The 23,090-nt window shown below is 70.3% G+C and carries 16 protein-coding genes; 7 read left to right on the forward strand and 9 right to left on the reverse strand.

Annotated elements, in window-relative coordinates; genetic code table 11:
• The first annotated feature begins 199 nt into the window (after positions 1-199).
• From ACFHVL_RS05980 to ACFHVL_RS06005, 6 genes are all read left to right on the forward strand, one after another.
• Positions 200-1,513 carry a hypothetical protein gene (locus tag ACFHVL_RS05980; RefSeq protein WP_416626059.1) on the forward strand — a complete coding sequence of 438 codons (1,314 nt, stop codon included), beginning with the start codon at positions 200-202 and terminating at the stop codon, positions 1,511-1,513.
• Positions 1,514-1,529: 16 nt separating this feature from the next.
• On the forward strand, positions 1,530-2,903 hold the full coding sequence (locus tag ACFHVL_RS05985; protein ID WP_416626060.1) for an O-antigen ligase family protein: 1,374 nt from the start codon (positions 1,530-1,532) through the stop codon (positions 2,901-2,903).
• Between the two features lie 393 nt (positions 2,904-3,296).
• On the forward strand, positions 3,297-7,922 hold the full coding sequence (locus ACFHVL_RS05990) for a DUF4082 domain-containing protein (RefSeq protein WP_416626061.1): 4,626 nt from the start codon (positions 3,297-3,299) through the stop codon (positions 7,920-7,922).
• Between the two features lie 66 nt (positions 7,923-7,988).
• Positions 7,989-9,203, forward strand: a complete 1,215-nt coding sequence (locus tag ACFHVL_RS05995; RefSeq protein WP_416626062.1) for a glycosyltransferase family 4 protein — start codon at positions 7,989-7,991, stop codon at positions 9,201-9,203.
• Positions 9,193-10,773, forward strand: coding sequence for a lipopolysaccharide biosynthesis protein (locus ACFHVL_RS06000; protein WP_416626063.1), 1,581 nt, complete (start codon positions 9,193-9,195; stop codon positions 10,771-10,773). The genes ACFHVL_RS05995 and ACFHVL_RS06000 overlap by 11 nt, the downstream gene beginning before the upstream one ends.
• Positions 10,774-10,791: 18 nt before the next feature.
• Positions 10,792-11,898 carry a glycosyltransferase family 2 protein gene (locus ACFHVL_RS06005; RefSeq protein ID WP_416626064.1) on the forward strand — a complete coding sequence of 369 codons (1,107 nt, stop codon included), beginning with the start codon at positions 10,792-10,794 and terminating at the stop codon, positions 11,896-11,898.
• A 4-nt stretch (positions 11,899-11,902) separates the two neighbouring features.
• On the opposite strand, the gene ACFHVL_RS06010 is transcribed toward ACFHVL_RS06005, so the two are convergent.
• Entirely contained in the window at positions 11,903-12,976 is a 1,074-nt protein-coding gene (locus ACFHVL_RS06010) for a glycosyltransferase (RefSeq protein ID WP_416626065.1), read from the reverse strand.
• Positions 12,977-13,189: 213 nt separating this feature from the next.
• Between ACFHVL_RS06010 and ACFHVL_RS06015 the strand changes: the two genes are divergently transcribed.
• The gene (locus tag ACFHVL_RS06015; protein WP_416626066.1) at positions 13,190-14,605 is read left to right on the forward strand and encodes a hypothetical protein; all 1,416 of its coding nucleotides are present in this window, start codon (positions 13,190-13,192) and stop codon (positions 14,603-14,605) included.
• Here ACFHVL_RS06015 and ACFHVL_RS06020 read toward each other — a convergent pair.
• Genes ACFHVL_RS06020 through ACFHVL_RS06055 form a run of 8 tightly spaced genes read right to left on the reverse strand, consistent with a single transcriptional unit; the run spans position 14,599 to position 22,936 of the window.
• A complete protein-coding gene (locus tag ACFHVL_RS06020) occupies positions 14,599-15,474 on the reverse strand; it encodes a DUF6492 family protein (protein ID WP_416626067.1) in 876 nt (291 codons plus the stop codon). The genes ACFHVL_RS06015 and ACFHVL_RS06020 overlap by 7 nt on opposite strands.
• 60 nt (positions 15,475-15,534) lie before the next feature.
• The gene (locus ACFHVL_RS06025; protein ID WP_416626068.1) at positions 15,535-16,554 is read right to left on the reverse strand and encodes a hypothetical protein; all 1,020 of its coding nucleotides are present in this window, start codon (positions 16,552-16,554) and stop codon (positions 15,535-15,537) included.
• Positions 16,554-17,840 (reverse strand): MFS transporter, encoded by a 1,287-nt coding sequence (locus ACFHVL_RS06030; protein WP_416626069.1) that lies wholly within the window; start codon positions 17,838-17,840, stop codon positions 16,554-16,556. The genes ACFHVL_RS06025 and ACFHVL_RS06030 overlap by 1 nt, the downstream gene beginning before the upstream one ends.
• Positions 17,841-17,852: 12 nt before the next feature.
• Positions 17,853-18,968 (reverse strand): DegT/DnrJ/EryC1/StrS family aminotransferase, encoded by a 1,116-nt coding sequence (locus tag ACFHVL_RS06035; RefSeq protein WP_416626070.1) that lies wholly within the window; start codon positions 18,966-18,968, stop codon positions 17,853-17,855.
• Positions 18,965-19,684: a NeuD/PglB/VioB family sugar acetyltransferase gene (locus tag ACFHVL_RS06040; RefSeq protein ID WP_416626071.1), complete on the reverse strand. Its 720-nt coding sequence runs from the start codon at positions 19,682-19,684 to the stop codon at positions 18,965-18,967. The genes ACFHVL_RS06035 and ACFHVL_RS06040 overlap by 4 nt, the downstream gene beginning before the upstream one ends.
• The gene (locus tag ACFHVL_RS06045; protein ID WP_416626072.1) at positions 19,681-20,826 is read right to left on the reverse strand and encodes a DegT/DnrJ/EryC1/StrS family aminotransferase; all 1,146 of its coding nucleotides are present in this window, start codon (positions 20,824-20,826) and stop codon (positions 19,681-19,683) included. Before ACFHVL_RS06045 ends, ACFHVL_RS06040 begins: the two co-directional genes overlap by 4 nt.
• Entirely contained in the window at positions 20,823-21,866 is a 1,044-nt protein-coding gene (locus ACFHVL_RS06050; RefSeq protein WP_416626073.1) for an NAD-dependent epimerase/dehydratase family protein, read from the reverse strand. Before ACFHVL_RS06050 ends, ACFHVL_RS06045 begins: the two co-directional genes overlap by 4 nt.
• Positions 21,863-22,936, reverse strand: a complete 1,074-nt coding sequence (locus tag ACFHVL_RS06055; RefSeq protein ID WP_416626074.1) for a Gfo/Idh/MocA family protein — start codon at positions 22,934-22,936, stop codon at positions 21,863-21,865. Before ACFHVL_RS06055 ends, ACFHVL_RS06050 begins: the two co-directional genes overlap by 4 nt.
• Positions 22,937-23,090: the final 154 nt, after the last annotated feature.

Here is a 23,090-nt window from a genome sequence, read left to right on the forward strand (position 1 = left end):
GTCGGTCATCCGGTGAGGCGTAACGGGCCAAATGTCCGTAACGATGGGCCTCCCGGCGGGCTTGCGCGGTCAGGGTGCCCGACTGGAGACTGGAGCCACCGGCGGGGTGTGATCGGTAACGCCGCTCCTGCCTGCTTCGCGGCTGGCCATACGATGGACGACGAGCGCCCCGACCTCGCCACCCGATGGAAGGACAGCAGTGGACTTTTGGGATCTCACCAAACTGCTGTTTCGGCGCTGGTACTTCGCCGTACCGCTGTTGGTGATCTCGGTCGCGGCCGCCGGGTGGACCCGGACGAGCGTCGAACCGGACTACATTTCGACATCCTATGTCCAGCTGATCCCGCCCACGGCCGCCACCACCGCGCCTGACGAGGACACCCCCAGCACCCCCCGGAATCCCTGGTTGGAGCTCGGTCTGGGCTCACTGAGCCGGGCCGCCGCGCTGACGGTGCAGGATCAGGCGGTGCTCAAGCAGCTCGACGCGGCCGGCTTCAGTGAGAACGTCGCCATCACCCTCGACAACCAGCAGCCGATCATGACCATCGAGGTGATCGGGGCGTCCGAGGTCCAGGCCACCGAGACGACCGAGGAGGTCGTGCGTCGGTTGGAGGCGAGCGTCGTCGGCCTGCAGTCGGACTACGGGGCGAGCGAGGAAAGCTTCATCACCACCCGTCGCCTGGACCGGGGCGACAACATCCAGGAAGCCAACTCGAAGGTCAACCGGGCGATGATCGCGGTCGCCGGTGTGGGCGTCCTGCTCAGCGCGGCGATCACCATCGCCGTCGATGGCTTGTTGCGCCGTCGTCGGCCACGGCCAGCGGCCGCCGCGCCAGCCAACGTCGGCTCGGACGAGACGATGAAACTGCCGTCCGGCACGGCGAAGCAGTCGAACGGCCCGTCGACGGGGCGGCAGACGGTCAACGGCGCAGCCGCGCGCCCCGGCCCGGCGTCAGGCGAGACGGTGGCCGGGCACTCCGGGAATCAGCAGCAGAACCACGGCAACCAGCATTCGTCCCGCCCTCGCCCCGGTGAACGCGACGGCGCGACGCACTCCGCCGGCGGTGGCGTCTACAGCTCGGGCAGCGTCTCGCAGATGCGTCAGGACGAGCTGCGCAGGCTGGGCGATCCGCAGTCCGGCGGCGCACCCTCCGGCAACGCGCAGTCCGGCAGCGCGCAGTCCGGCAGCGCGCAGTCCGGCAGCGCGCAGTCCGGCAACGCGCGGATGGGCAGCGCCCCGATGGCCGGCACCGGGCCGCTGGGCGGTCAGGTGCCGATCACCGGCCTGATGAACAGTTCCGCGGGCCAGCGGCCGTCCGGCGAACGGACGACGGGCAAGGGCACTGAACCAGCGGACCGCGGGCCGGCCCAGCCGCCGTCCGTGTCGAACGACGAAACCGCAGTGATCAGTGTCGTCCGGGACGACGCGACGATAATCCTGCCCAAGCCAGCCGTGGACCGCGAATCCTGGACCCAGTCGGAGGCGTCCGAGAACGGGAGCCGGACCAGGTGAGTGGGAGCGGGATCCGGTGACCCAGTCCGGGCTGCACCCGGCGGATCTGGAGCCATCATGGGTCGGTGAGCGGACGTACGTGACGCGCCGCCGGCTGACTCTGATCGACGCGCCGGTGCTGTTGTCACTCATGGTGTGTCTGCTGACCTTGATTCCGTCGCATCTGATCCTGCCGGGAATGACCGATCTGGGGCGCCCGGCGTTGATCGTCGCGACCCTCATGTGGTTCTGGTGGATGACCGCTCGGCTCAACTCACGGCTGGTGCTGACCGGCCCGCAGCCGATGCGGTGGGCGGTGCTGGGGTTCCTGCTGTCGATGTTGCTGTCGTACGCCATCGGATTCCTCCGCGGTCTCACGACCATGGAGGCGAACTCCGCGGACCGGTGGATGCTCACCGCGGCGGCGATCTCCGGAGTCATCCTGTTGACCGCCGACGGGATGCCCAACTGGCAGCGGCTCGACGGCGTGCTGCGGGTCTTCGTCTACTGCTGCGCCTTCGTCGCCGTGGTGGGTCTGCTCCAGGCCTTCCTCTACTTCGACCTGACCCAGTACATGCGGGTGCCGGGGTTGGAGATGAAAGGCTGGATCGTCGGCCTGGAGATCCGTGGTGGCGGTGTGCGGGTGCCCAGCACGACGTTCCACTACATCGAGTTCAGCCTGATGATGGCGATGGCCCTGCCGTTCGCCATCCATTTCACTCGATTCTCGGAGACGCCACGGCAGCGGCAACTGTTCGGATTCCTGGCGCTGCTCATCGCTGCGGCCATCCCGGCCACGATGTCCAGGACGGGATTCGTGGCGCTCGCCCTCGTGCTGCTGGTCCTCATGCCCGTCTGGGGATGGCGGCTGCGGTACAACATGATGGCGCTCGGGTTCGCGATGTTCGCCGCTCTGGCGGTGGTGAAGCCATCCATCGTCACCACGATCAGCGATATGTTCCTCGGTGCGAGCACCGATCCGAGCATTACATCTCGCACGGACCGGTACGAAATGGTCGGCTACTACTTCTCGCAGCGGCCGTGGTTCGGCCGGGGGACCGGCACCTGGGTGTCCCCGCAGTACCAGTACCTGGACAACCAGTGGCTAGCCTTTGCGCTCACCAACGGGGTGGTCGGGGTGGCCGTGCTCGCCGCGTTGCACATCACAGCGATCATCGTCGCCCTGCAGGCCCGCAAAAGGTCCACGTCGGAGCGTGACCGCCACCTCTGCACCGTTCTCGTCGCGGTCCAGGTGGTCGCGATCGCGGCGGGCTTCACCTTCGACTCGTTGAGCTTCAGCACCTACGCCACGGCGATGTCGTTCCTGGTGGGCATGTGCGGGGCGGTGTGGCGGCTCAGTCATCCGGCGCTGATGGTCCGTACGTCGACCCCACGTTCGTTCGGGGCCTGATGTCCTGATTCGTCGGGCAAGCAGTTCGCTCGGCTCGCTGCGTCGGACGTCGCGCTATGGCGTCGGCGTTTTCGCGTAGGCGTGCGGTCACCGATCCGACATCTCAAAGATTATCTATGCATTAACTGCTTGAGTGCGGGTCATTACGTATCAGGTCTGGTCGCCTGTCCGAATGGTTGATGGCTGAGGGGTCCGGGTCGCGCCAAGGGTCGGATGCATGCCTGGTTGTGAGCTTGACTCACGCTGGTAACGTCGGCGCTGCCGTAGCTGGGGGAGGCACGCGGTATCGCGTTGGGCGGGCTCCTGAAGGGATGTTCAGTGAAGGCGGTCATTCCTCGACTGGTCGAGCGTGTCAGTCGGCAAATCCTGGTCGTGGCAACATCCATTGTCTTGATGGCGACGCTGGTGATCGCGATGCCGGCGGCATCCGCGTCTACCGATCCCTGCGCGCCGCCGGTGAACCTGATCGCGTGTGAGAACAGTAAGCCGGGCACCCCCAGCTCGGTGTGGGACATCTGGCAGGTCGGCGACCCGAGTATCCAGGGATTCGCCACCGACATCAGTGTGAACGTCGGTGACCAGGTCGGGTTCAAGGTGCAGACCGACGCCGCCGCGTACACCGTCAAGGTGTACCGGTTGGGCTGGTACGGCGGCGACGGTGCCCGCGAGTGGGCGACTCTCACTCCGCCGCTGCCGCTACCGGACAACTCGGCCGAGGATTGCGTGCGCGCCACCGATACCCAGATCTTCGACTGCGGAGCGTGGGAGACCGGTGCGACCTGGAACGTGCCGGTGAACGCCGTTTCCGGTGTCTACATTGCCCGGCTCATCCGCTCCGATACCGGCGGTGACAGTCACATTCCGTTCATTGTTCGCGACGACACGAGTACTTCCAAGATGGTCTTTCAGACCTCCGACACCACCTGGCAGGCGTACAACCGCTACGGCGGTGCGGACTTCTACTCGGGCGAGTCTCCCGCGCGGCGTGCGTACAAGCTCAGCTACAACCGCCCGTTCGCCACTCGCGGTCAGGCACAAGGTCGGGACTTTCTCTTCTCCAACGAGTATCCGATGATCCGCTTCATGGAGCGCAACGGCTACGACGTCAGCTACATCAGTGGACTGGACGCCGACCTTCGCGGTGAGTTGCTGCTCAACCACCAGGTGTACGTCTCCGTCGGGCATGACGAGTACTGGTCGCCGACGCAGCGCAGCAATGTCGAGGCGGCCCGTGACGCCGGCGTCCACCTGGCCTTCTTCACTGGCAACGAGGTCTACTGGAAGGTCCGCTGGGAGGACAGCGTCGACGGCAACGGCACGCCGTACCGCACGTTGGTCTGCTACAAGGAGACCTGGGACAACGCACGGATCGACCCGTCCGACGAGTGGACCGGTGTCTGGCGGGATCCACGCTTCCCCACCGGCGAGGTGCGAGAGCCGGAGAATGCTCTGGTCGGCAACCTGTACATGGCCAACAACACCGACCTGGCCATGCAGGTGCCGGCGGAGCAGGGCCAGCTGCGGTTCTGGCGGGAGACTGGAGTGGCCGAGCTGGCGCCCGGGCAGACCGCCACCCTCGCGCCGCACACCGTCGGCTACGAGTCGAACGAGGATCTGGACAACGGCTTCCGGCCGGAGGGCACCTTCCGGCTCTCCACCACCACCGGATACACCCCCGAGTACCTGGTCGGCTACGGTCCGTTGAGTAAGGCGGGTGACACCACCCACCACATGACGATGTACCGGGCACCGAGTGGTGCGCTGGTCTTCGGTGCCGGCACGATCCAGTGGGCCTGGGGCCTCGACGCCGAACACGACGGCGGATCCGGCGCGCCGGCCGACCCGGCGATCCAGCAGGCCACGGTCAACCTCTTCGCCGACATGGGCGTGCAGCCGACCACCCCGATGGCCACGATCGTGGTCACCGGGGCGTCCACCGACACGCTGGCGCCGACCGTCACGGTCACCGGGCCGGCCGACGGCGCCGGGGTCAGCCACGGCGAGCCGGTCGTCATCACCGGCACCGCCAGCGACGCCGGCGGTGGCCTGGTCGCCGGAGTGGAGGTCTCCACCGACGGCGGCGACACCTGGCACCCGGCGACGACCGGCACCCACTCGTGGAGCTACGAGTTCCTGGCTTTCGACACCTCGTCGCAGGTGGTACTGGCCCGGGCGGTGGACGACAGCGGCAACATCGGGGAGCCCTCCGATCCGATCACCCTGTCCGTGACCGGGCCGTACTCGCTGTTCGGCCAGACGGTGCCCGGCACCCCGGCCTTCGTGGAGCGTGCCGGCAACGGGGATCCGCTTGACCCTCAGCCGGCTGTCGAGGTCGGGGTGCGATTCACCCCGCAGATCGACGGGCTGATCACCGGTCTGCGGTTCTACAAGGGCGAAGGCAACGACGGCGAGCACCGCGGCACCCTCTGGAGCAACGGCGGTTCGGTGCTGGCCACCGCCGTTTTCACCGACGAGACCGACACCGGCGTGCAGCGGGTGAGCTTCCCGTCGCCGGTTCCGGTCTCCGCCGGCACGAGCTACGTCGCGTCCTACTTCGCGCCGGAGGGCCGCTATGCCAGCGACGACGGGTTCTTTCTCTACGATGACCACGTCTCCGGTCCGTTGGTGGCACCGCAGACCCAGCCGACGGTCGGCAACGGGCTCTACCGCTACGGCGCCGGGTTCCCGAACGAGTCGTGGAACGGTGCCAACTACTACGTCGACGTGACGTTCGTGACCGCCGATGCCGCGCCGCCGGTCGTCTCGTCAACCGTGCCGACGCCACAGGCGGCCAACGTGCCGACCGAGGTGAACCCGGCGGTCGTCTTCTCCAAGCCGGTCGACGAGACCAGCATCGACTTCGACCTGGTCGACGCCGACGACAACCCGGTGCCGGGTACGGTCAGCTACGACGACGAGACCCGGCGGGCCACCTTCACCCCGGCGGTGCCGCTGGCCGACACGACCACGTACACCGCTACGGTGACGGCCAGTGACACCGACGACATCGCGATGGCGGCGCCGTACTCCTGGTCGTTCACGTCGGAATTCTCCGACCTGGTGGTGACGCTGTTCGACACCGAGGTGACGCCCCTGACGACGGCCTCCGGAGAGAATCTCCCGGTCGAGGTGGGCGTCAAGTTCACGCCGTCGGTGGACGGGCAGATCATGGGGATGCGGTTCTACCGGGGCCCGGGGAACACCGGTAGCCAGGTGGGCCGGTTGTGGCCGGCGGGTGGTGGTACGCCGTTGGCGCAGGTGACGTTCCCGGAAGGCGGCGGCACCGGTTGGCAGTCGGCGGCGTTCGCCGAGCCGGTGGCGGTGACGGCGGGTACGACGTACGTGTTGTCGTACTACGCGCCGAACGGCAACTACTCCTTCGACTCCGGGTTCTTCGGTTCCGCGTACAGTCGCGGTCCGCTGAGCGCTCCGGCGGAGGACAACGGCGTCTACCGGTACGGATCGGGCGGCGCGTTCCCGACCGAGACGTACGGGGCGGCGAACTACTGGGTCGATCCGTACTTCCTGCCGAGCGAGGCGGGCCCGACGCCGACGCCGTCGCCGACCGGCGGACCGGACTCCGGCGGACCGACCGTCTCGGCGACCACCCCGACGGCCGGCGCGACCGGCACCATCGTGGACGTCGTCGTCGGCGCGGTGTTCGACGTCGACGTCGACGAGACGTCGGTGGAGTTCGAGCTGCGGGACGCCGACTCCGAGCTGGTCACCGGCACCGTCGGCTACGACGAGTCGACCCGGCTGGCGAGCTTCACCCCCGACGCCCCGTTGCGGTCACTGCACACGTACACGGCTTCGGTGCGGGCCAGCGTCGGCTCCGCAGCCATGCCGGAGCCCCACTCCTGGTCGTTCGGTACGACGTACGGCGAAGACGTGGTGACCATGTTCGAGCCGAACGCGGTGCCGCAGCAGTCCTCGTCCGGCGACGGCAACGCGGTCGAGGTGGGCGTCAAGTTCACGCCGTCGGTGGACGGGCAGATCGTGGGGATGCGGTTCTACCGGGGTCCGGGGAACACCGGTAGCCAGGTGGGCCGGTTGTGGCCGGCGGGTGGTGGTACGCCGTTGGCGCAGGTGACGTTCCCGGAAGGCGGCGGCACTGGTTGGCAGTCGGCGGCGTTCGCCGAGCCGGTGGTGGTGACGGCGGGTACGACGTACGTGTTGTCGTACTACGCGCCGAACGGCAACTACTCGTACGACTCGGGGTTCTTCGGTTCCGCGTACAGTCGCGGTCCGCTGAGCGCTCCGGCGGAGGACAACGGTGTCTACCGGTACGGCTCCGGTGGCGGATTCCCGGACAATACCTACAATGCGGCGAACTACTGGGTCGATCCGCTGCTGATTGCGGACACGGGAGGGGGCGATTCCGAGCCGGAGCCGACCCCGTCCCCGGGTGATCCGGAGACCTCGCCGAGCCCGTCGCCGAGCGGTTCGCCGTCGCCGGGAGCGTCGTCGGAGCCGATTCCGAGTGGCTCGCCGTCACCGACCCCGGATCCGGAGCCGAGCCCGAGTGATCCCCCGGCACCGCCGGTGAGCATCTTCGGCCCGGACGACGTGCCGGCCGCCGTGAACTGGGCGGACACCGACGCCGTCGAGGTAGGTGTGCGATTCCGCTCTGATGCGGCCGGGAACGTCACCGGTGTCCGCTTCTACAAGGGGCCGGCGAACACCGGCACCCATCGTGGTTCGCTGTGGTCGGCGGAGGGCGTGCGATTGGCGAGCGCGGTGTTCACCGACGAGACCGAGTCCGGCTGGCAGACCGTGACGTTCGACCAGCCGGTGCCGATTCTGGCGAACACCACCTATGTGGCCTCTTACCACACATCGGTCGGCCAGTACGCGGTCACCGCGAACCAGTTCGCGGAGACGGAGCTCGACCGCTCCCCGCTGCACGTGCTGGTCGGCGGCGGTGCCTACCATTACGACCCGTACGGCTGGGTGTACCCCGGCCACTCGGTCAACCACAATTACTGGGTGGATGTCGTGTTCACGCCTAACTCTTGAGGTCAGTCACGGCGAAGCCGTTGAATCATCGGCAGGGCGGCTTCGCCGTGACTGAAAGGGACATTTGTGCGCATCCTCACTTGCCTGCACACGATGGAGATCGGCGGCAGCCAGATCAACGCCATCGAGATCGCGGCCACCGTCGCCGCACTCGGGCACGAGGTGATCATTTACGGGCCGGACGGCGAACTGCGCGCCATGGTCGAGCAGTGGGGGCTGGAGTTCATCGAGGCCCCGCCGAAAGGTGAGGCACCGTCGCCGCGAAACGTGGCATCGATCGCCGACGTGGTGCGCCGACGTGCCGTCGATCTGGTCCACGCCTACGAGTGGGCACCGACACTGGAGGCCGCCTACGGCGCGTACCTGCGGCAAGGGGTCCCGCTGGTGGTCACCGTGCTGTCGATGGAGGTGCCCGCCTGGGTGCCCCGGCACCTGCCGCTGATCGTCGGCACCGAGCAGCTCGCCACCGAGGAGCGGCCACACCGGGCCGAGGTGCACGTGATCGAACCGCCGATCGACACCGCGGCAAATGCTCCGGTGGCCGACCCGGCACCAGCCCGACGCGGCCTCGGGCTGGCCGACGACGAGATCGCCATCGTCTCGGTCTCCCGCCTGGTGCCGGAGCTGAAGCTGGAAGGTCTGCTCGCCGCGACGCGGGCGATGGCCCAGCTCGACCCGGCGCTTCGGATGCGGCTGCTGATCGTCGGCGACGGCGAGTCACGGGCCGAGATCCAGCAGACCGCCGACAAGACCAACGCCGACCTCGGGTTCGACGCCGTCCGGCTCACCGGCGCCATGCTCGACCCACGCGACGCGTACGCCGCCGCCGACATCGTGATCGGCATGGGTTCGTCCGCGCTACGGGCGATGGCCTTCGGCAAACCGGTTGTGGTCCAGGGCGAGCAGGGATTCTGGCTGCCCCTCACCCCACAGACGCTGCCGGTCTTTCTCGACCAGGGCTTCTACGGGCTGGGCGACGGCAGCGACGGGACCGACCGGGTGGCCGCCGCGCTCAGCGAGTTGGGCGCCGCCGAGCCGCAGCACCGCGCGGAGCTCGGCGAGTTCGGCCGCCGTACCGTGGTCGACCGGTTCAGCCTGGCGGCGGCCGGCCGGCGCCAGGCCGACATCTACCAGCAGGCGATGGATCGGCGGCTGAACCTGCCGCGCCGCGCTGGTGCCCTCGCCCACCCCACCGCGCACCTGCTCAACTTCAAGGCGCACCTGGCCCGGCAGCGCTTCACCGCTGGTCGGACCCCCGCCGGGACCGGCAATGACAGCTGACCCCACGGCCCCGGCTCCGCTCGGTGGCCGGGTGAAGCGTGCCCTGGCGTGGAGCACGCTGAACAGCATCGCCCTGCGGTTCGGCAGCCTCGGGGTGGGCATCCTGCTCGCCCGGCTGCTCGCGCCGGAGGAGTTCGGTGTGTTCGCGGTCGCGCTGACCGTCCAGACGATCGTCATCTCCCTGGCCGACCTGGGGATGAGCGCCGACATCATCCGGCACGGGGTGCAGGGCCGGGCCGGCACGGTGACGACGATCTCGACGGTAGCGGGGGTGTTGCTGGCGAGCGGGATGTTCCTGGCCGCCTGGCCGGTGGCCGCCGCGATGGGTAGTCCGCAGGCCACCCCGGTCGTCCAGGTGATGTCGCTGACGCTGGTGCTCAGCGGGCTGTCCGTGGTGCCGTACGCGGTGATGCAGCGGGAGTTCCGCCAGCGGGCCCAGTTGGGCCTGGACGGGGCCAGCCTGGTGCTCAGCACGGTGGTGACGGTCGGCCTGGTGCTGCTCGGGATGGGCGCGATGGCGCTGGCCATCTCCCGGGTGTTGGCCCAGTCGATGGTGACCGTGCTGCAGTTCCTGCTCACCCGGTCGCGTCCCAGGTTCGGATTCGACCCGTCGGTGGCCCGTAGCCTGCTCCGGTTCGGTGTGCCGCTGGCCGGTGCGAACGTGTTGTCCTGGGTGGTGATGAACGTCGGCCACCTCACTGTCGGCGCCACCGCCGGAGCGGTGATGCTCGGCCTCTACACGTTGGCGTTCAACATCTCGACCTGGCCGATGAGCGCACTCGGGGTCGCGATCCGGGCGGTGGCGCTGCCGGCGTTCGCCACCGTCACCGATCCCCGCCGCAAGGCCGCCGGATTCGTTTCGGCGGCCGCGTTGACCTGGAGCCTCGCCCTGCTGGTCGGGGTGCTGCTGTCCGGGCTGGCCAGCGTCGTCGTGCCGCTGTTGTACGGGCAGCGGTGGTCGATGGCGGCCGACGCCCTGGCTGGGCTGGCCTTCTTCGGCGCCTTCCGGGTGCTGTTCGACCTGGTGGCGACCTTCCTCATCGCCGTGGGCGCGAGCCGGGCGTTGTTCGTGGCCCAGGTGGTCTGGCTGGCCGCGCTCTTTCCGGCGGTCGTCTTCGGCGTGCGCTGGTACGGGTTGGCCGGTGCGGGCGTCGGGCATGCGCTGGTCTGTGCCCTGATCATCCTGCCGATGTACGCGATCGCGTTGCGGCGTCACGGCGTACGGCTGTGGTCGTTGACCGGCGCGTTGGTCCTGCCATTGGTCGTCGCGGTGCCGGCGGTGGTGCTCGGGTTGTTCGTGGTCCGTTCCCTGCCGGGTGCCCTGTGGCAGCTGCTGGGTGGCGGCACGGTGATGACCGTGGCGTTCGTCGGTCCGCTGCTGCCCTGGTTGCGACGCCGCCTGCGGGAGCTGAAGGACGCCGGCCAGACCGCTGGCGAGCCGGCAGCACCGACCGCTGCGGCGGCTCCGTCCGGTCCGACCGGCGCGGCGCCGGCCACCGTTTCCGAGCCGGCCGGTTCAGCGGATCCGGCCGGACCGCCGACTCCACTCGTCACTGCGACCAGAGCCTGAAAGAAGGTAGACGTTCCGATGCGATCCCGTCGTCCGTTGCTGCCCAGGACCCGAGTACCGGCACCGGCACCGGCCGGCGTCGCGGCCCGTACGCCGCGTGTCTCGGTGATCACCCCGGCCTACAACTACGGTCACTTCCTGCCCGAGACCGTCGGCAGCGCTCTTGGCCAGCAGGGTGTCGAGGTGGAGCTGATCGTCGTCGACGACCGTTCCACCGATGACACGCCGCAGGTGCTGGCCGAGCTTGGGCGCGACGAGCCCCGGTTGGTGGTCGTGCGCAACGAGACCAACCACGGACCGTGTGACGCCTTCAACGACGGGCTGGCGTTGGCGACGGGCGAGTTCATCGTCCGACTCGACGCCGACGACCTGCTGACCCCGGGTTCGCTGGCCCGCGCGGTGCAGCTGTTCGACCGGTTTCCGGAGGTCGGCCTGGTCTACGGTCATCCGGTGCACTTCCACGGTGCGGTGCCGACCGACTTCCGACCCGATGTCAGCGCCTGGACGATCTGGTCCGGCGAGGACTGGATCGCGCAACGGTGCCGGCTCGGCGTCAACTGCATCACCACTCCGGAGGCCGTGGTGCGGGCGAGCGTCTACCAGGAGATCGGGCCGTGGGACAACCGGATGCGGCTGGCCTGTGACCTTGGTGCCTGGTTGCGGGTCGCGGCGGTTTCCGACGTCGGCCGGGTCGACGGGGCGGATCAGGCCTGGCACCGGGAGCACCAGTCCAGCATCAGCGTCACCGACGGTGGCCGCCGGGTCGATTTGATCGAACGCCGGATCGCCTTCGACACGTTGTTCGAAGGGCCCGGCGGCAAGCTGGCCCGAGCGGCCGAACTGCACGACTCGGCCCGGCGGGCGCTGGCCACCGAGGCGCTCGAGTCGGCCTGTCACGCGTACGACCGCGGGCTGACCGGCCACGAGCCGGTCGACTGGTACGTGGAGTTCGCGCAGGAGACCTATCCCCGGGCCCGGCAGTTGCCGCAGTGGCGTGGGCTGCTGCGGCGGCGACGGGTCGGGGCCCGGCTGGCCCCGTTGGTGCCCGGGTTCGCGGCGAGCGTCGTGCGCCGTCGGCTCCGCAACGACGCCCGTCACCGGGTCTGGACCCGGCACGGCGTCTGACGGTTCAGCCGGCGGCGAGCAGCGGTGGGTAGAAGGCGGCGAGGTCGTCGCGCAGCCCGGCGACCGTGTATCGCCGCCGGATCGCCTCCGAGGCGACGCCCGCCCGCTTGGCCAGGGCCGCCGGCTCGGTCAGCCAGGTCGTGCAGGCGTCCTCGACGGCTCGGGCGTAGCCGAGCAGATCGCCGTCGGGGACCGGTGAACAGTGCGTCGGGTCGAAGAACTCCCGCCCGGCGAGGCCGGGATAGCCGACGACGTACGCGCCGGCGGCCATCGCCTCGGCCGGCGGCATGCCGAAACCCTCCCGGTCGCTGAAGCTCAGGAAGATGGCGCAGCCGCGCATGATCTCGGCGGTCTGCTGCTCGGTACGCCCGGCGATCAGCGTGAGGTCCCAGCCGTCCAGCACGCCCCGGGAGCGCAGGATGTGCAGGAGGTGGTCACGTTCGTCGGCCCGGCGGTGCCCGACGTAGGCGATCTGCTGTCGCCGTGGCCAGGGCCCGGGAGTGAACACCTGCGGATCCACGACGTTTCGGGTGAGGTGCACCGGGATGCCGGGGAAGGCGTACCGCAGCAGGTCCACGTTGTCGTCGGAGACGGCCAGCAGCGCTGTCATGGCGGGCAGGTCGGCGTACGGTGCGCCCGGACCGGTCTCGGCGTACGGGATGTGGTCGAAGGTGTCGTAGGCGCGTTGGTTGAACACGACGATCCGCGGCCCGGCGGGAGCGGCGGCCAGTCCGGGGCCGTACCACTCGGGGACCACCAGGATGTCGCGTGGGCCGAGGACGGTGTCAGCGGCCCCGACGACCGGGGTCTGGTTGGCGAACCAGGTGCAGCGGAACGTCGGATCCTTGTGCAGTACGTGGGCCCGGACGCCCATCTCGTTGAGCAGGTCGACGTGTCGGTAGATGACGCGTACCCCGCCGCTGGGTCGGGAGTTGTCCGGGGCGAGGTAGTAGACCGCTGGCGTCGTGGCCTGGGTGGTCGTCGTCTGATAGGCCGGGAGCTGCCGGCGGTGGATTTCCGCGGCGGTGAGCCGGGACCGGACGAAGCCCTTGGCCTGGCCGGCGAGACGGTTGATCACGGGAGAGCTCCGCACGGCGAGGGGTGACATGTGCCGCAGGGATCGTACCTGACCTGGCCAAGGCTGGTTGGACTACTGTCGGTTGCCGGACATCGACCCGGGGAACACGGATTGTAGTGAACAAATCGGACGGTTGCCGGAGTGGGGCCGCTGCTAGCATCGGTTGCTGCGCCCCGTGTTTGTCTGACTACCGACGGTTTGAGAGAGGTGTCCGTGTCTGTGCCCCAGGCTGCCGCCGCCGGGAACCGGCGGCCCGCCCGCCGGCTGGCGCTGATCGCCCTGCTCCTGGTGATCGGTCTGCTCGTCGTCGCTGGCGCCATCCGGTTGATCGGCCAGGTGACCGGCGGGTCGGCCGCCGCACGGATCGCGCCCGGCACCGCCGCCACCGCCGGAGGTACCGGGGCCAGTCTGCGACCGGTCGACGGCGGCGCCGACTTCTACTCCCGGTTCTCGCCGTCGCTGCCGGCCGACCCCGGGTTCTTCCCCATCGGGGTCTGGCTGGAGAGCGTCACCGATCCGGCGGACACCGTCAAGGACAAGGAGATCGGGCTCAACACGTACGTCGAGATGACCGGCACCACCAACCTGGACCTGGTCCGCGCCGCCGGGATGCACACGATCACCAGCCCGATCGGCGAACACGGCGAGGAGACCGGCGGTTGGCTGATCTCCGACGAAGCGGACATGTGGGCCGGGCCCGGCGACGACCCGTGGACCGGCAACTTCCCCGGCCAGGGTGACATCTGCCAGCCGGCCGACGGCCAGTGCGGGTACACCGTGCAGCAGGACATCCTGCGGCGGCTGCCGGACGACCAGCGGTTGCGGATGGCCAACTACGGCAAGGGCATCGCCTTCTGGCAGAGCGACGAGCAGGCGGCCCAGTTCGTCAACGATTTCTCCGACGTGGTCTCGGTCGACACCTACTGGTTCACCGACCGTGGCATCTGCGGACACAGCGAAGGCGGCCGGTTCTTCGACCCGGACCAGCTGACCATGGTGGACGGCGCCAAACGGCTGCCCGCCGAGCTCTGCCACCGGGCCGCGAACTACGGCCGCACCATCGACCGGGTGCGGGCCCTGGTTTCGCCGGCCGGCAGCAAACCGGTCTGGAGTTTCGTCGAGGTCGGCCGGCCGTTCAACGAGGAGCACTACCCGACGATCAAACCGGAGGAGGTCGTCGCGGCGGTCTGGAGCAGCCTGATCCACGGTGCCCGGGGCATCGTCTACTTCAACCACAGCTTCAGCGGCCCGTGCCTGACCCAGCACGCGTTACGGGAACCCTGCTACGCCCCGGTCCGGGCCGCCGTCGCGGACGCCAACGAACGGATCACCCGGCTCGCCCCGGTGCTCAACGCGCCGCACGCCGACGGCGTCGCCACCGTCTCCGCCGGGGTGGACCTCAGCACCAAGTGGCACGACGGGCACTTCTACCTGATTGCCGGATCGGCCGGTGGTAGCGTCGCCGAGGCGACGTTCACCGTGCCGTGCGTCGGCGACGCCCGGATCACCGTGCTCGATGAGGAACGCACCCTGTCGGCCGACGGCGGCACCTTCACCGACTCGTTCATCGACGGCAACGCCGTGCACGTCTACCGGGTCGACGGCGGGTCCAGCTGCGGCGCCTACTGACCGGACTCGGCCAACGCGGCCAGCGCCGCCCGGCGCACCGGGAACGGAGTTCGTGACTTCGCCGAGACCATCACCGCGACGTCGTCCGGCCGCAGCCGACCGAGGAAACGGATGATCGACGCCTCGTCGAGTGGTGTCTCGTCCCAGTAGGCGTGGCAGCGGCTGTCCGTCGCGGTGAACGCCTGCGCGGCGGGACCACCGAGCACCTCGTCGACGAAGACGCCGTACAGCGTCCACTCGGAGAAGTGCAGCTGCGACCCGACAGCGTCCACCCACCGCTGGCCGGTGACCGACTCGATCCGTTGCAGCATGGCCCGCACGACGACCGGATCCCAGGCCAACAGCGACGAGACATAGTCGGTGTACGGCGGGGGTGCCGCCGGGACGCCGAGCAACGTACGGGCCACCTCGTGCCACCGTACGTGCCGGGGCAGCCGCTGATCGATCTCGGCGGGCTGGCGGTAGAAACGCACCACGCCGTCGCGGCGGAACGTCGCCGCGGAGAACTGCCGGACGAACTCGATGTCCGAGTCGACCAGGACCACCACGTCGGCCGGGATCCGCGCGGTCGCCGCGAGCTTGATCACCTGCTGGAGAATCCAGCCCCGCAGCGGCGGAAACGGCCGTCGCAGGTTCACCGAGTACTTCGTGCCCGGCAGCGGGCGCACCGACCGGGGCAGGAACTCGGCCTCGTCGTGCAGCACCGTCCGTTCCCCACGCAACTCGCCGAAGCGGGGCAGGTCCGCCCGGGGCACGATGATGTGATGGCGTACCGACGCAGGGGAGTGCGCCAGAACGGAGCGGTGCAGCGCCGCACACAACTCGAAGTCCGGGCCGAAGCTCGGGGTGACCACGGCAAGCTCAGTCAAGGTGCCCTCCAGGGCGGGAACGTCGACACGGGATAGCAACAGGGTGCCCGCTCAGCGGCGTCACCGGACCACCACCGGTGACCAGGCGTCGTGCACCAGAACCTGCGGTGCGCCGGAGCCGTCCGCCGGCACCCGCCACACGTCGCTGGTCGCCGCCCCGGTGTCGTCGATGCGGGGCAGCCCGTAGACGACCTGACCGTCGTCGAGCCATTCGACCTGGTCGTCGACGCTGCGGGTCTCGGCCAGCAGCGTCTCGCTGCCGGTCGCCAGGTCGTACACGGCGAGCCGCCACTGTCCAGGCGGCAGGTCGCCACGTTTCTTGAACACCACCCGGGTCCGGTCCGGCGACAGCGACGGGCACTCGGCGTCCGCACGCAGCGCGTCGACCCGGCGGTCAGCGATGCTCCCTTCGACCAACCAGGTCCGGCCACCGGAAGCGGCGGTGGCGTAGAACCGGTCGTCGTCGGCGAAGGTGACCCCCCACAGGTTCTTGTCGACCGCGGTGAGCAGCCGGCCGTCGACGTAGAGGGAGAACTCCTCGATGTCGCCGACGACCTCGCCACCGGTCCGGCTGATCACCGTACGGGTGGAGAAGTCACCCGGATTGGCGTAGGAGTCGCCGGAGACGAACGAGGTGGTGGCGGCGAGCGTCCCGTCGCGCGACAGCCGCGCCCGCGACGGGATCCCGGTCAACGGCAGGTCCAGCTTCGGGGCGAACCCGGCGTCCAGCAGCCGCGCCCGGTAGACGGTGAGCAGGCCGCGCTCGGCGGACAGACAGATGGTTTCCGCCCGGGTCGCGTACACCCGCTCACAGGACGCGTCGGTCAGCGCCCGCGGCCCGTCCGGATCGGACAGCGGCGTCATCGCGACCTTGCCGTAGCCGGTGCCGAGCGCGGTGGAGCGGAACATCAGATGCGGCTCGGCGCGGACCGCCGTCGGGTCGTCGCGGACCGGCACCGGGCTCGCGGCGGCCCGCACCTGGGCCTGCGACTGGCGTACCTGCCACACGTAGCCGCCGGCACCGAACGCCGACAGCAGTACGACGGCGACCAGTACGATCAGCCGGGCCCGTAGTCCCATCAGGACTCACCGCCCGTGCGGCTGTCCGGTGTGGCGGCGGCCGGAACCTCCACGGCCGGTTCGGCGTCCACGCGGCGCAGCAGCCACCAGGCGAACGGGATGCCGGCGGCCAACGCCCCGGCGAAGACCAGCACCGCCGTCGCCGACCCGGTCACACTCCACAACAGGCCAAAGGTGACCGACGACACGAACCTGGACAGCACCACCATCGTCTGCGCGGCGGCGATGCCGCTGCCCCGGGCACCCGCCGGCACCAGCTTGGCGACCAGCGCGGGCAGTACCCCGTCGGTGGCGGCGTAGAAGACGCCGAGCAGCAGCAGCACCGAGACGGTCAGCCCGAGGCCGCCGCCGGGCGCGGCGGCCAGCAGGTAGCAGGCGAGCAGCGCGCCGTGCCCGGCCACCATCACCCTGGCCCGGCCTACCCGGTCGGCCAGCCGTCCCATCGGCACCGCCAGCAGCAGGTACGCCACGTTGGTGCCGACGAACAGCAGCGGAAAGTACAGCGCGGCGAAATCGTCGCGGTCCTGCAACGTCAGGTAGAGGAAACCGTCGCCGACGGTCACCAGGCCGAGCAGGCCGGCGGCGATCAGCGGCCGGCGCAGCCGGGCCCCGGTCACCTCGGTGACCATCCGCCGTACGCCGAGCCGGGCCGCACCGACCGCGGTCGGCAGGTTCGGCACGAACAGCACCAGCACCGCCACTCCGACCAGCGCGAACGCGAACGACACTCCGAACACCGAGTCGTAGCTGCCCGGGACCGCGGCCAACAGGGCGAACGCGACCAGCGGGCCGAGCGCGGCACCGAAGGTGTCCAGCGCCCGGTGCACCCCGAACGCCCGCCCCAGCGTCGCCGGATCCGACGACGCGGCGATCAACGCGTCCCGGGGCGCGGTCCGCAGCCCCTTACCGAGCCGGTCGGTGGTGATCACCGCCGTGATCGCGGCGAAGCCCTGGGCCGGCAGCATCGCGATCCGGCTCAGCGCCGACGCACCGTAGCCGGCAACCGCCACCCACTTCGGCCGCCCGCCCCGGTCCCCGGCGTACCCACCGGCGATCCGGACCAGGGCGCTGACCCCCTGGTAGATACCGTCGAGGAAGCCGTACGCCACCGGGCTCAGCCCGACCACCGCCGTCAGGTACAGCGGCAACACCGAGGCGACCATCTCCGAGGAGACGTCGGTGAGCAGGCTGACCGTGCCGAGCAGCAGCACGGTGCTGGAGACCCGCCGGCCGACCGTCCGGCCCGCGGTGTCCGAGCCGGGCCGGTCGCGCAGGGTGACGTACACCGGTCGACTCGCTCAGCCTGCCAGCGCGGCGGCCAGCGCTTCGACGACCCGGTCCTGCTGTGCGGCGGTCAGCTGCGGGTAGATCGGCAGCGACAGCAGCTCCGGCGCGGTCGACTCGGCGTGCGGGAACGCCCCGGCCGGGTAGCCCAGGTCGGCGAAGGCCGGCGTCAGGTGCACCGGGACCGGGTAGTGGATGGCGGCACCGACGCCGGCGGCGTTCAACGAGGCCAGGACCGCGTCGCGGCGGACGGCACCGCCCGGCACCCGTACGCAGTAGATGTGCCACACGTGCTCGTTGCCGGCCAGCGTCACCGGGCGGACCACGTCCAGCCCGGCCAGCAGCTCGTCGTAGCGTTCGGCGATCGCCCGGCGCCGGGCGTTCCAGTCGGCCAGCCGAGCCAGCTTGGCGCGCAGCACCACCGCCTGCAACCCGTCGAGCCGGCTGTTCATCCCGACCACCTCGTGCACGTACTTGCGGACGCTGCCGTGCGCCGACATCCGCCGGATGTCGGCGGCCAGCTGCCCGTCGCCGGTGATCACCGCACCGGCATCGCCGTACGCGCCGAGGTTCTTGCCCGGGTAGAAGCTGGTCGCGGCGATCCCGTCGGCACCGGCACCGGCACCGTGCCGGGTGGCTCCCTGACACTGCGCGGCGTCCTCGACGATCGCGATGTCCCGCCCGGCCAACCCGGCACGCAGCAGCCGCACATCGGCGAGCTGGCCGTAGAGGTGCACCGGGGCGATCGCCCGGGTGGCCGGGGTGATGGCCGCCAGCGCCGCCGCCACGTCGATCAGGTACGTCGCCGGGTCGCAGTCGACCAGCACCACCCGGGCGCCGGCCCGGGCGACCGCCTCGGCGGTGGCGATGAAGGTGTTGGCCGGCAGGATCACCTCGTTGCCCGGGCCCACTCCGACCGCCCGCATGGCCAGCTCCAGCGCGTCGGTGCCGTTGGCCACCCCGACGCAGTGCGGTACCCCGCTGAACGCGGCGTACTCGGCTTCGAAGGCGGCCACCTCGGCCCCGCCGATGAACGCCGTGTCGGCGATGACCCGCTTGAAACCGGCGTCGACCTCCTCGGCCACCTCGGCATGGGCGGCGGCCAGGTCAACCAGGGGAATGCTGCTCACGCGTGACTCCTCGACTGCGATTCGATGTGCGCTCCGACGATGGGTTCCACCTGCGGCTCGCCCGGGTGATCGACCGGGCGCAGGAAACGGGCCGGACTGCCGACCCACACCTGCCCGGCGGGCACGTCCCGCAGCACCACCGAGCCCATGCCCAGCTGTGACCAGGCACCGACAGTGATGCCCTCGCGCAGCAGCGTGCCGGCGCCGACGTAGACGCCTTCGCCGAGCACCACCCCGCCGCCGAGACGCACCCCGGAGGCGATGGTGGCGAAGGATTCGACGACGTCGTCGTGGGTCAGCACCACCTGCGGCATGACCGCGACGTGCGCGCCGACGGCCACCTCGGCGGTCAGATCCACCCCGGCCAGCAGTACGCTGCCCGGCCCGACGGTGCAGCCGGCGCCGACCCTGGCCGCCGGGTGCACGATGGTGGCGTACCGCTGCGGCGGCAGGGCGAACCGGTGCACCAGCCGTTGTCGGGACCGGTAGTTGTGCGGGTTGCCGACGCAGACCACCACGGCCGCGTCGGGCAGCCGGTGGATCAGGTCGGTGCCGCCGAGCACCGGTACGCCGACCCGCTGGGTGCCGTGCAGCGTCGGGTCGTCGTCGAGGAAGCCGAGCAGCCGCCAGGCCGGGGTGGCCGCGTTGACCGCGACGATCGCGGCGGCGGTTTCCCGGGCGAACCCGCCGGCGCCGACGATCAGCAGGTCCCTCATCGGCCGGCCAGTTTGCGCAGCACCGCGACGATGTGGTCCTGGTCGTCCTCGGTGATCAGGTGGTGCAGCGGCAGGATCAACGAGTCCCGGGTCAGCCGCTCGGTCACCGGCAGCGGGGCCGGGGTGGCGTGGGCGTAGGCCGGCTCCAGGTGGGCGGCCATGATGCCGCGCCGCGCCGACACCCCGGCAGCGGCCAACTCGGTCAGCACCTCGTCGCGACCGACGCCGTACGTCGGGTCGACGCGTACCCAGAACGACTGGAAGTTGGTCTCGCCGTACGCCGGGTCGACCACCGGGACCAGCCCGTCGATCCCGGCGAGCAGCTGGTGGTAGCGGGCGGCGAGCGCCCGGCGGCCGGCGACCAGGCCGGCCAGCCTACCCACCTGGACCAGGCCGACCGCCGCCTGGATGTCGGTCATCCGGTAGTTGAAGGCGGTCTCCAGATACGCCTCCAGCACCGGCTGGGCGCTGGCGTGCCGATCGGCGGCGGAGACGTTCATGCCGTGTTCGCGCAGCCGGCGCAGCCGGACCGCGCCGTCTGAGTCGTCCAGGGTCAGCATGCCGCCCTCGCCGGTGGTGATCACCTTGCGGGGATGGAACGACCAGGCGGAGACCGCCGCCCCGGCACCGACCGGCTGCCCGTACGCGCGGGAGCCGGCGGCGCAGGCCGCGTCCTCGATCAGCACGAGACCCCAGCCGGCGGCGGCCGAGCGCAACGCGGCCGTGTCGAACGGCATGCCGCCCTGGTGGACCGCGATCACCGCCCGGGTACGCGGCGTGCGTACCGCCTCGATCGTCTCGACGGTCAGGTTGCCGGTGGCCAGCTCGACGTCGGCGAAGACCGGCTCGGCGCCCGCGTGGCGGACCGCGTTCGCGGTGGCGATGAACGAGAGTGACGGTACGACGACCTCGTCGCCGGGGCCGACACCGTGCAGCACCAGCGCCAGGTGCAGGGCGGTGGTGCAGGAGCTGACCGCCACCCCGTGCCCGGCGCCGACGGCAGCGGCGAACTCGCGCTCGAACTGGGCCACCCGGGGGCCCTGGGCCACCCACCCGGAACGGATCGCCGCCGCGGCGGCCTGCTCCTCCTCCTCGCCGAGCATCGGCAGCATGACCTGGATACGGCGGGTGGTCTCGCTCATGCCTGCTGGCTCCAGTTCTTGGTCTGCATCCGGGCCAGGGCACCGGGCTGCTCCCGCAGCAGCCGCTGGAAGTATTCGAGGGTGTGGCTGATTCCTTCGGCCAGCGACACCCGGGGCGCGAAGTCGATCGTCTTGCGCAGTCTGGAGGTGTCCACCCACAGCCGGGGCACGTCGGCCGGCCGGGGAGCTTCGAAGACCGGCTGCAGGTCGGTGCGGCCGACCGCCGCCAGCACCGTCTCGGCCAGCAGCCCGATGGTCAGCTCCTCGCCGTAGCCGAGGTTGACCACCTCGCCGACCAGGTCGGGCGACTGCGCGACCCGGGCCAGGGTCTCGACGCAGTCCTTGACGTAGAGGAAGTCGCGGGTGACGCCGCCGTCGCCGAAGACCACCGGCGGCTGCCCGGCCAGGGCCCGCAGGATGAACCGGGGAATGACCTCACCGGAGTCGCCCTCGAAGTGCGATCGCGGTCCGTAGTTGTTGAACGGCCGTACGCAGACCACCGGCAGCCCCCAGCACTCCAGGTACGAGCGGGCGTAGTGCTCCCCGGCGAGCTTGCTGCTGCCGTAGACGGTCAGCGGCCATGGGGTGGTCTCCTCGGTGATCGGGAACTCCAGCGCCCGGCCGTAGATCTCCGAGGTCGACACGTACAGCAGCCGGGACACCTGGGCGGCCCGCGCCGCCTCCAGCACGTTGAGCGTGCCGAGCGCGTTGACCTGGTGGTTCTCCACCGGGCTGTGCAGCGAGTGGCGCACCCCGAGGCAGGCCAGGTGGAAGACGACGTCGACTCCGGTCATCGCGTCGACGCAGGTCTGCGCGTCGCAGATGTCGCCCTCGATCACCCGCATCGACTCCGCGCCAGGGAAGTCGAGGTTGTCCCGGGTGCCGTTGCGGAAGTTGTCCAGGACCACCACCTGCGCCCCGAGCGAGACGAGATGCTCGGCCAGGTGCGATCCGATGAAGCCGGCGCCGCCGGTCACCAGGACGGTGGCTGTGCTCAGCTCGACCGTCGGGGCGGTGCCGGGAGCGGATACGACGGTCATAGGTGGGGCTCCTCGTCCAGCGGGATCATCGTGCCGCCGGCGGCGAGGCTGCGGGTGGCGGCTTCCAGGATGGCCAGCACCCGCAGTCCGGAGCGGCCGTCGGTCAGGGCCGGGGTGCCGGTACGGATGGCCCGGGCGTACTCGTCGACCATGGTGCGCAGGGCCTCCCGCTCGGTCAGCGCCGGGGCGACCATGTCGCCGGAGCGGTACGACACCAGCATGTCGCGGCGTGCCTCGGTGCCGAGCTCGTCGGAGGTGGCCACGTCGACACCCCGGTCGAACAGGGCGAGCCGCTGGCTCGGGTTGAGGTCGTCCCAGACCAGGGTCCGCTTCGACCCGCCGATGATAGTGGTGCGGATCTTGACCGGGGAGAGCCAGTTGACGTGCACGTGGGCGATCGCGCCGCTGCTCAGCCGCAGTGTGAGGTAGGCCACGCAGGCCCGGCCGGCACCGATACCGTCGGCACCGTGCGCCGCCACCGCCACCGGCCGTACGGTCGGCGGCAGCACGAAGTCGAGGATGGCCAGGTCGTGCGGGGCCAGGTCCCAGATCACGTCGATGTCGCGCTGTACCAGACCCAGGTTGATCCGTACCGAGTCCAGGTAGTGCAGCTCGCCCAGCTCGCCGGAGTGCAGCATCTCCCGGATCCGAAGCACCGCCGGGGTGTAGCAGTAGGTGTGGTCGCACATCAGCGTCAGGCCACGCTGCTGCGCTTCGGTGACCAGGCGTGCCCCGTCGGCGTGGTTGGCGGCCAGCGGCTTCTCGACCAGTACGTGCTTACCGGCGCGCAGCGCGGCCAGGGCGACGTCGAGGTGGGTGCCGGCCGGGGTGGCGATCGCCACGGCCTGCACCGCGTCGTCGGCGAGGACCCGCGCCAGGTCGTCGGTGGCGCCGACGGTGGAGTAGCCGCCGAGCACCGTGCGGGCGCGGTCGAGATCGAGGTCACAGAGCCAGCGCAGCCGGTACGCCGGGCTGGACATGAAGTTGCGGACCAGATTGGGGCCCCAGTAGCCGGCGCCGATGACGGCTACGCCGATGGGCTCGTCCGGCGTGGCAGGCGGATGAGTCACGGGAATCCATTTCGTCGGGGGGCGTGCTGACCCGGCGATCGCCGGGCAGACCCGGGGCCACCGAAATCGCGGGCACAGAGCATCGGCGGGCCCGGCGGAGAGGGTCCGTTCGGAAGCTACCGAGCGTTGCCGCGTAGACGCTAGCGCTGTGACG

This window comes from Micromonospora sp. LOL_023, assembly GCF_048060115.1.
GTDB lineage: Bacteria > Actinomycetota > Actinomycetes > Mycobacteriales > Micromonosporaceae > Micromonospora_E.

Excerpts from the sequence above, each read along its gene's own strand:
- ACFHVL_RS05990 (WP_416626061.1), top strand. The coding sequence starts at position 3,297 with ATGGCGACGCTGGTGATCGCGATGCCGGCGGCATCCGCGTCTACCGAT.
- ACFHVL_RS06000 (WP_416626063.1), top strand. The coding sequence starts at position 9,193 with ATGACAGCTGACCCCACGGCCCCGGCTCCGCTCGGTGGCCGGGTGAAG.
- ACFHVL_RS06005 (WP_416626064.1), top strand. The coding sequence starts at position 10,792 with ATGCGATCCCGTCGTCCGTTGCTGCCCAGGACCCGAGTACCGGCACCG.
- ACFHVL_RS06025 (WP_416626068.1), bottom strand. The coding sequence starts at position 16,554 with ATGGGACTACGGGCCCGGCTGATCGTACTGGTCGCCGTCGTACTGCTG.
- ACFHVL_RS06040 (WP_416626071.1), bottom strand. The coding sequence starts at position 19,684 with ATGAGGGACCTGCTGATCGTCGGCGCCGGCGGGTTCGCCCGGGAAACC.
- ACFHVL_RS06045 (WP_416626072.1), bottom strand. The coding sequence starts at position 20,826 with ATGAGCGAGACCACCCGCCGTATCCAGGTCATGCTGCCGATGCTCGGC.
- ACFHVL_RS06050 (WP_416626073.1), bottom strand. The coding sequence starts at position 21,866 with ATGACCGTCGTATCCGCTCCCGGCACCGCCCCGACGGTCGAGCTGAGC.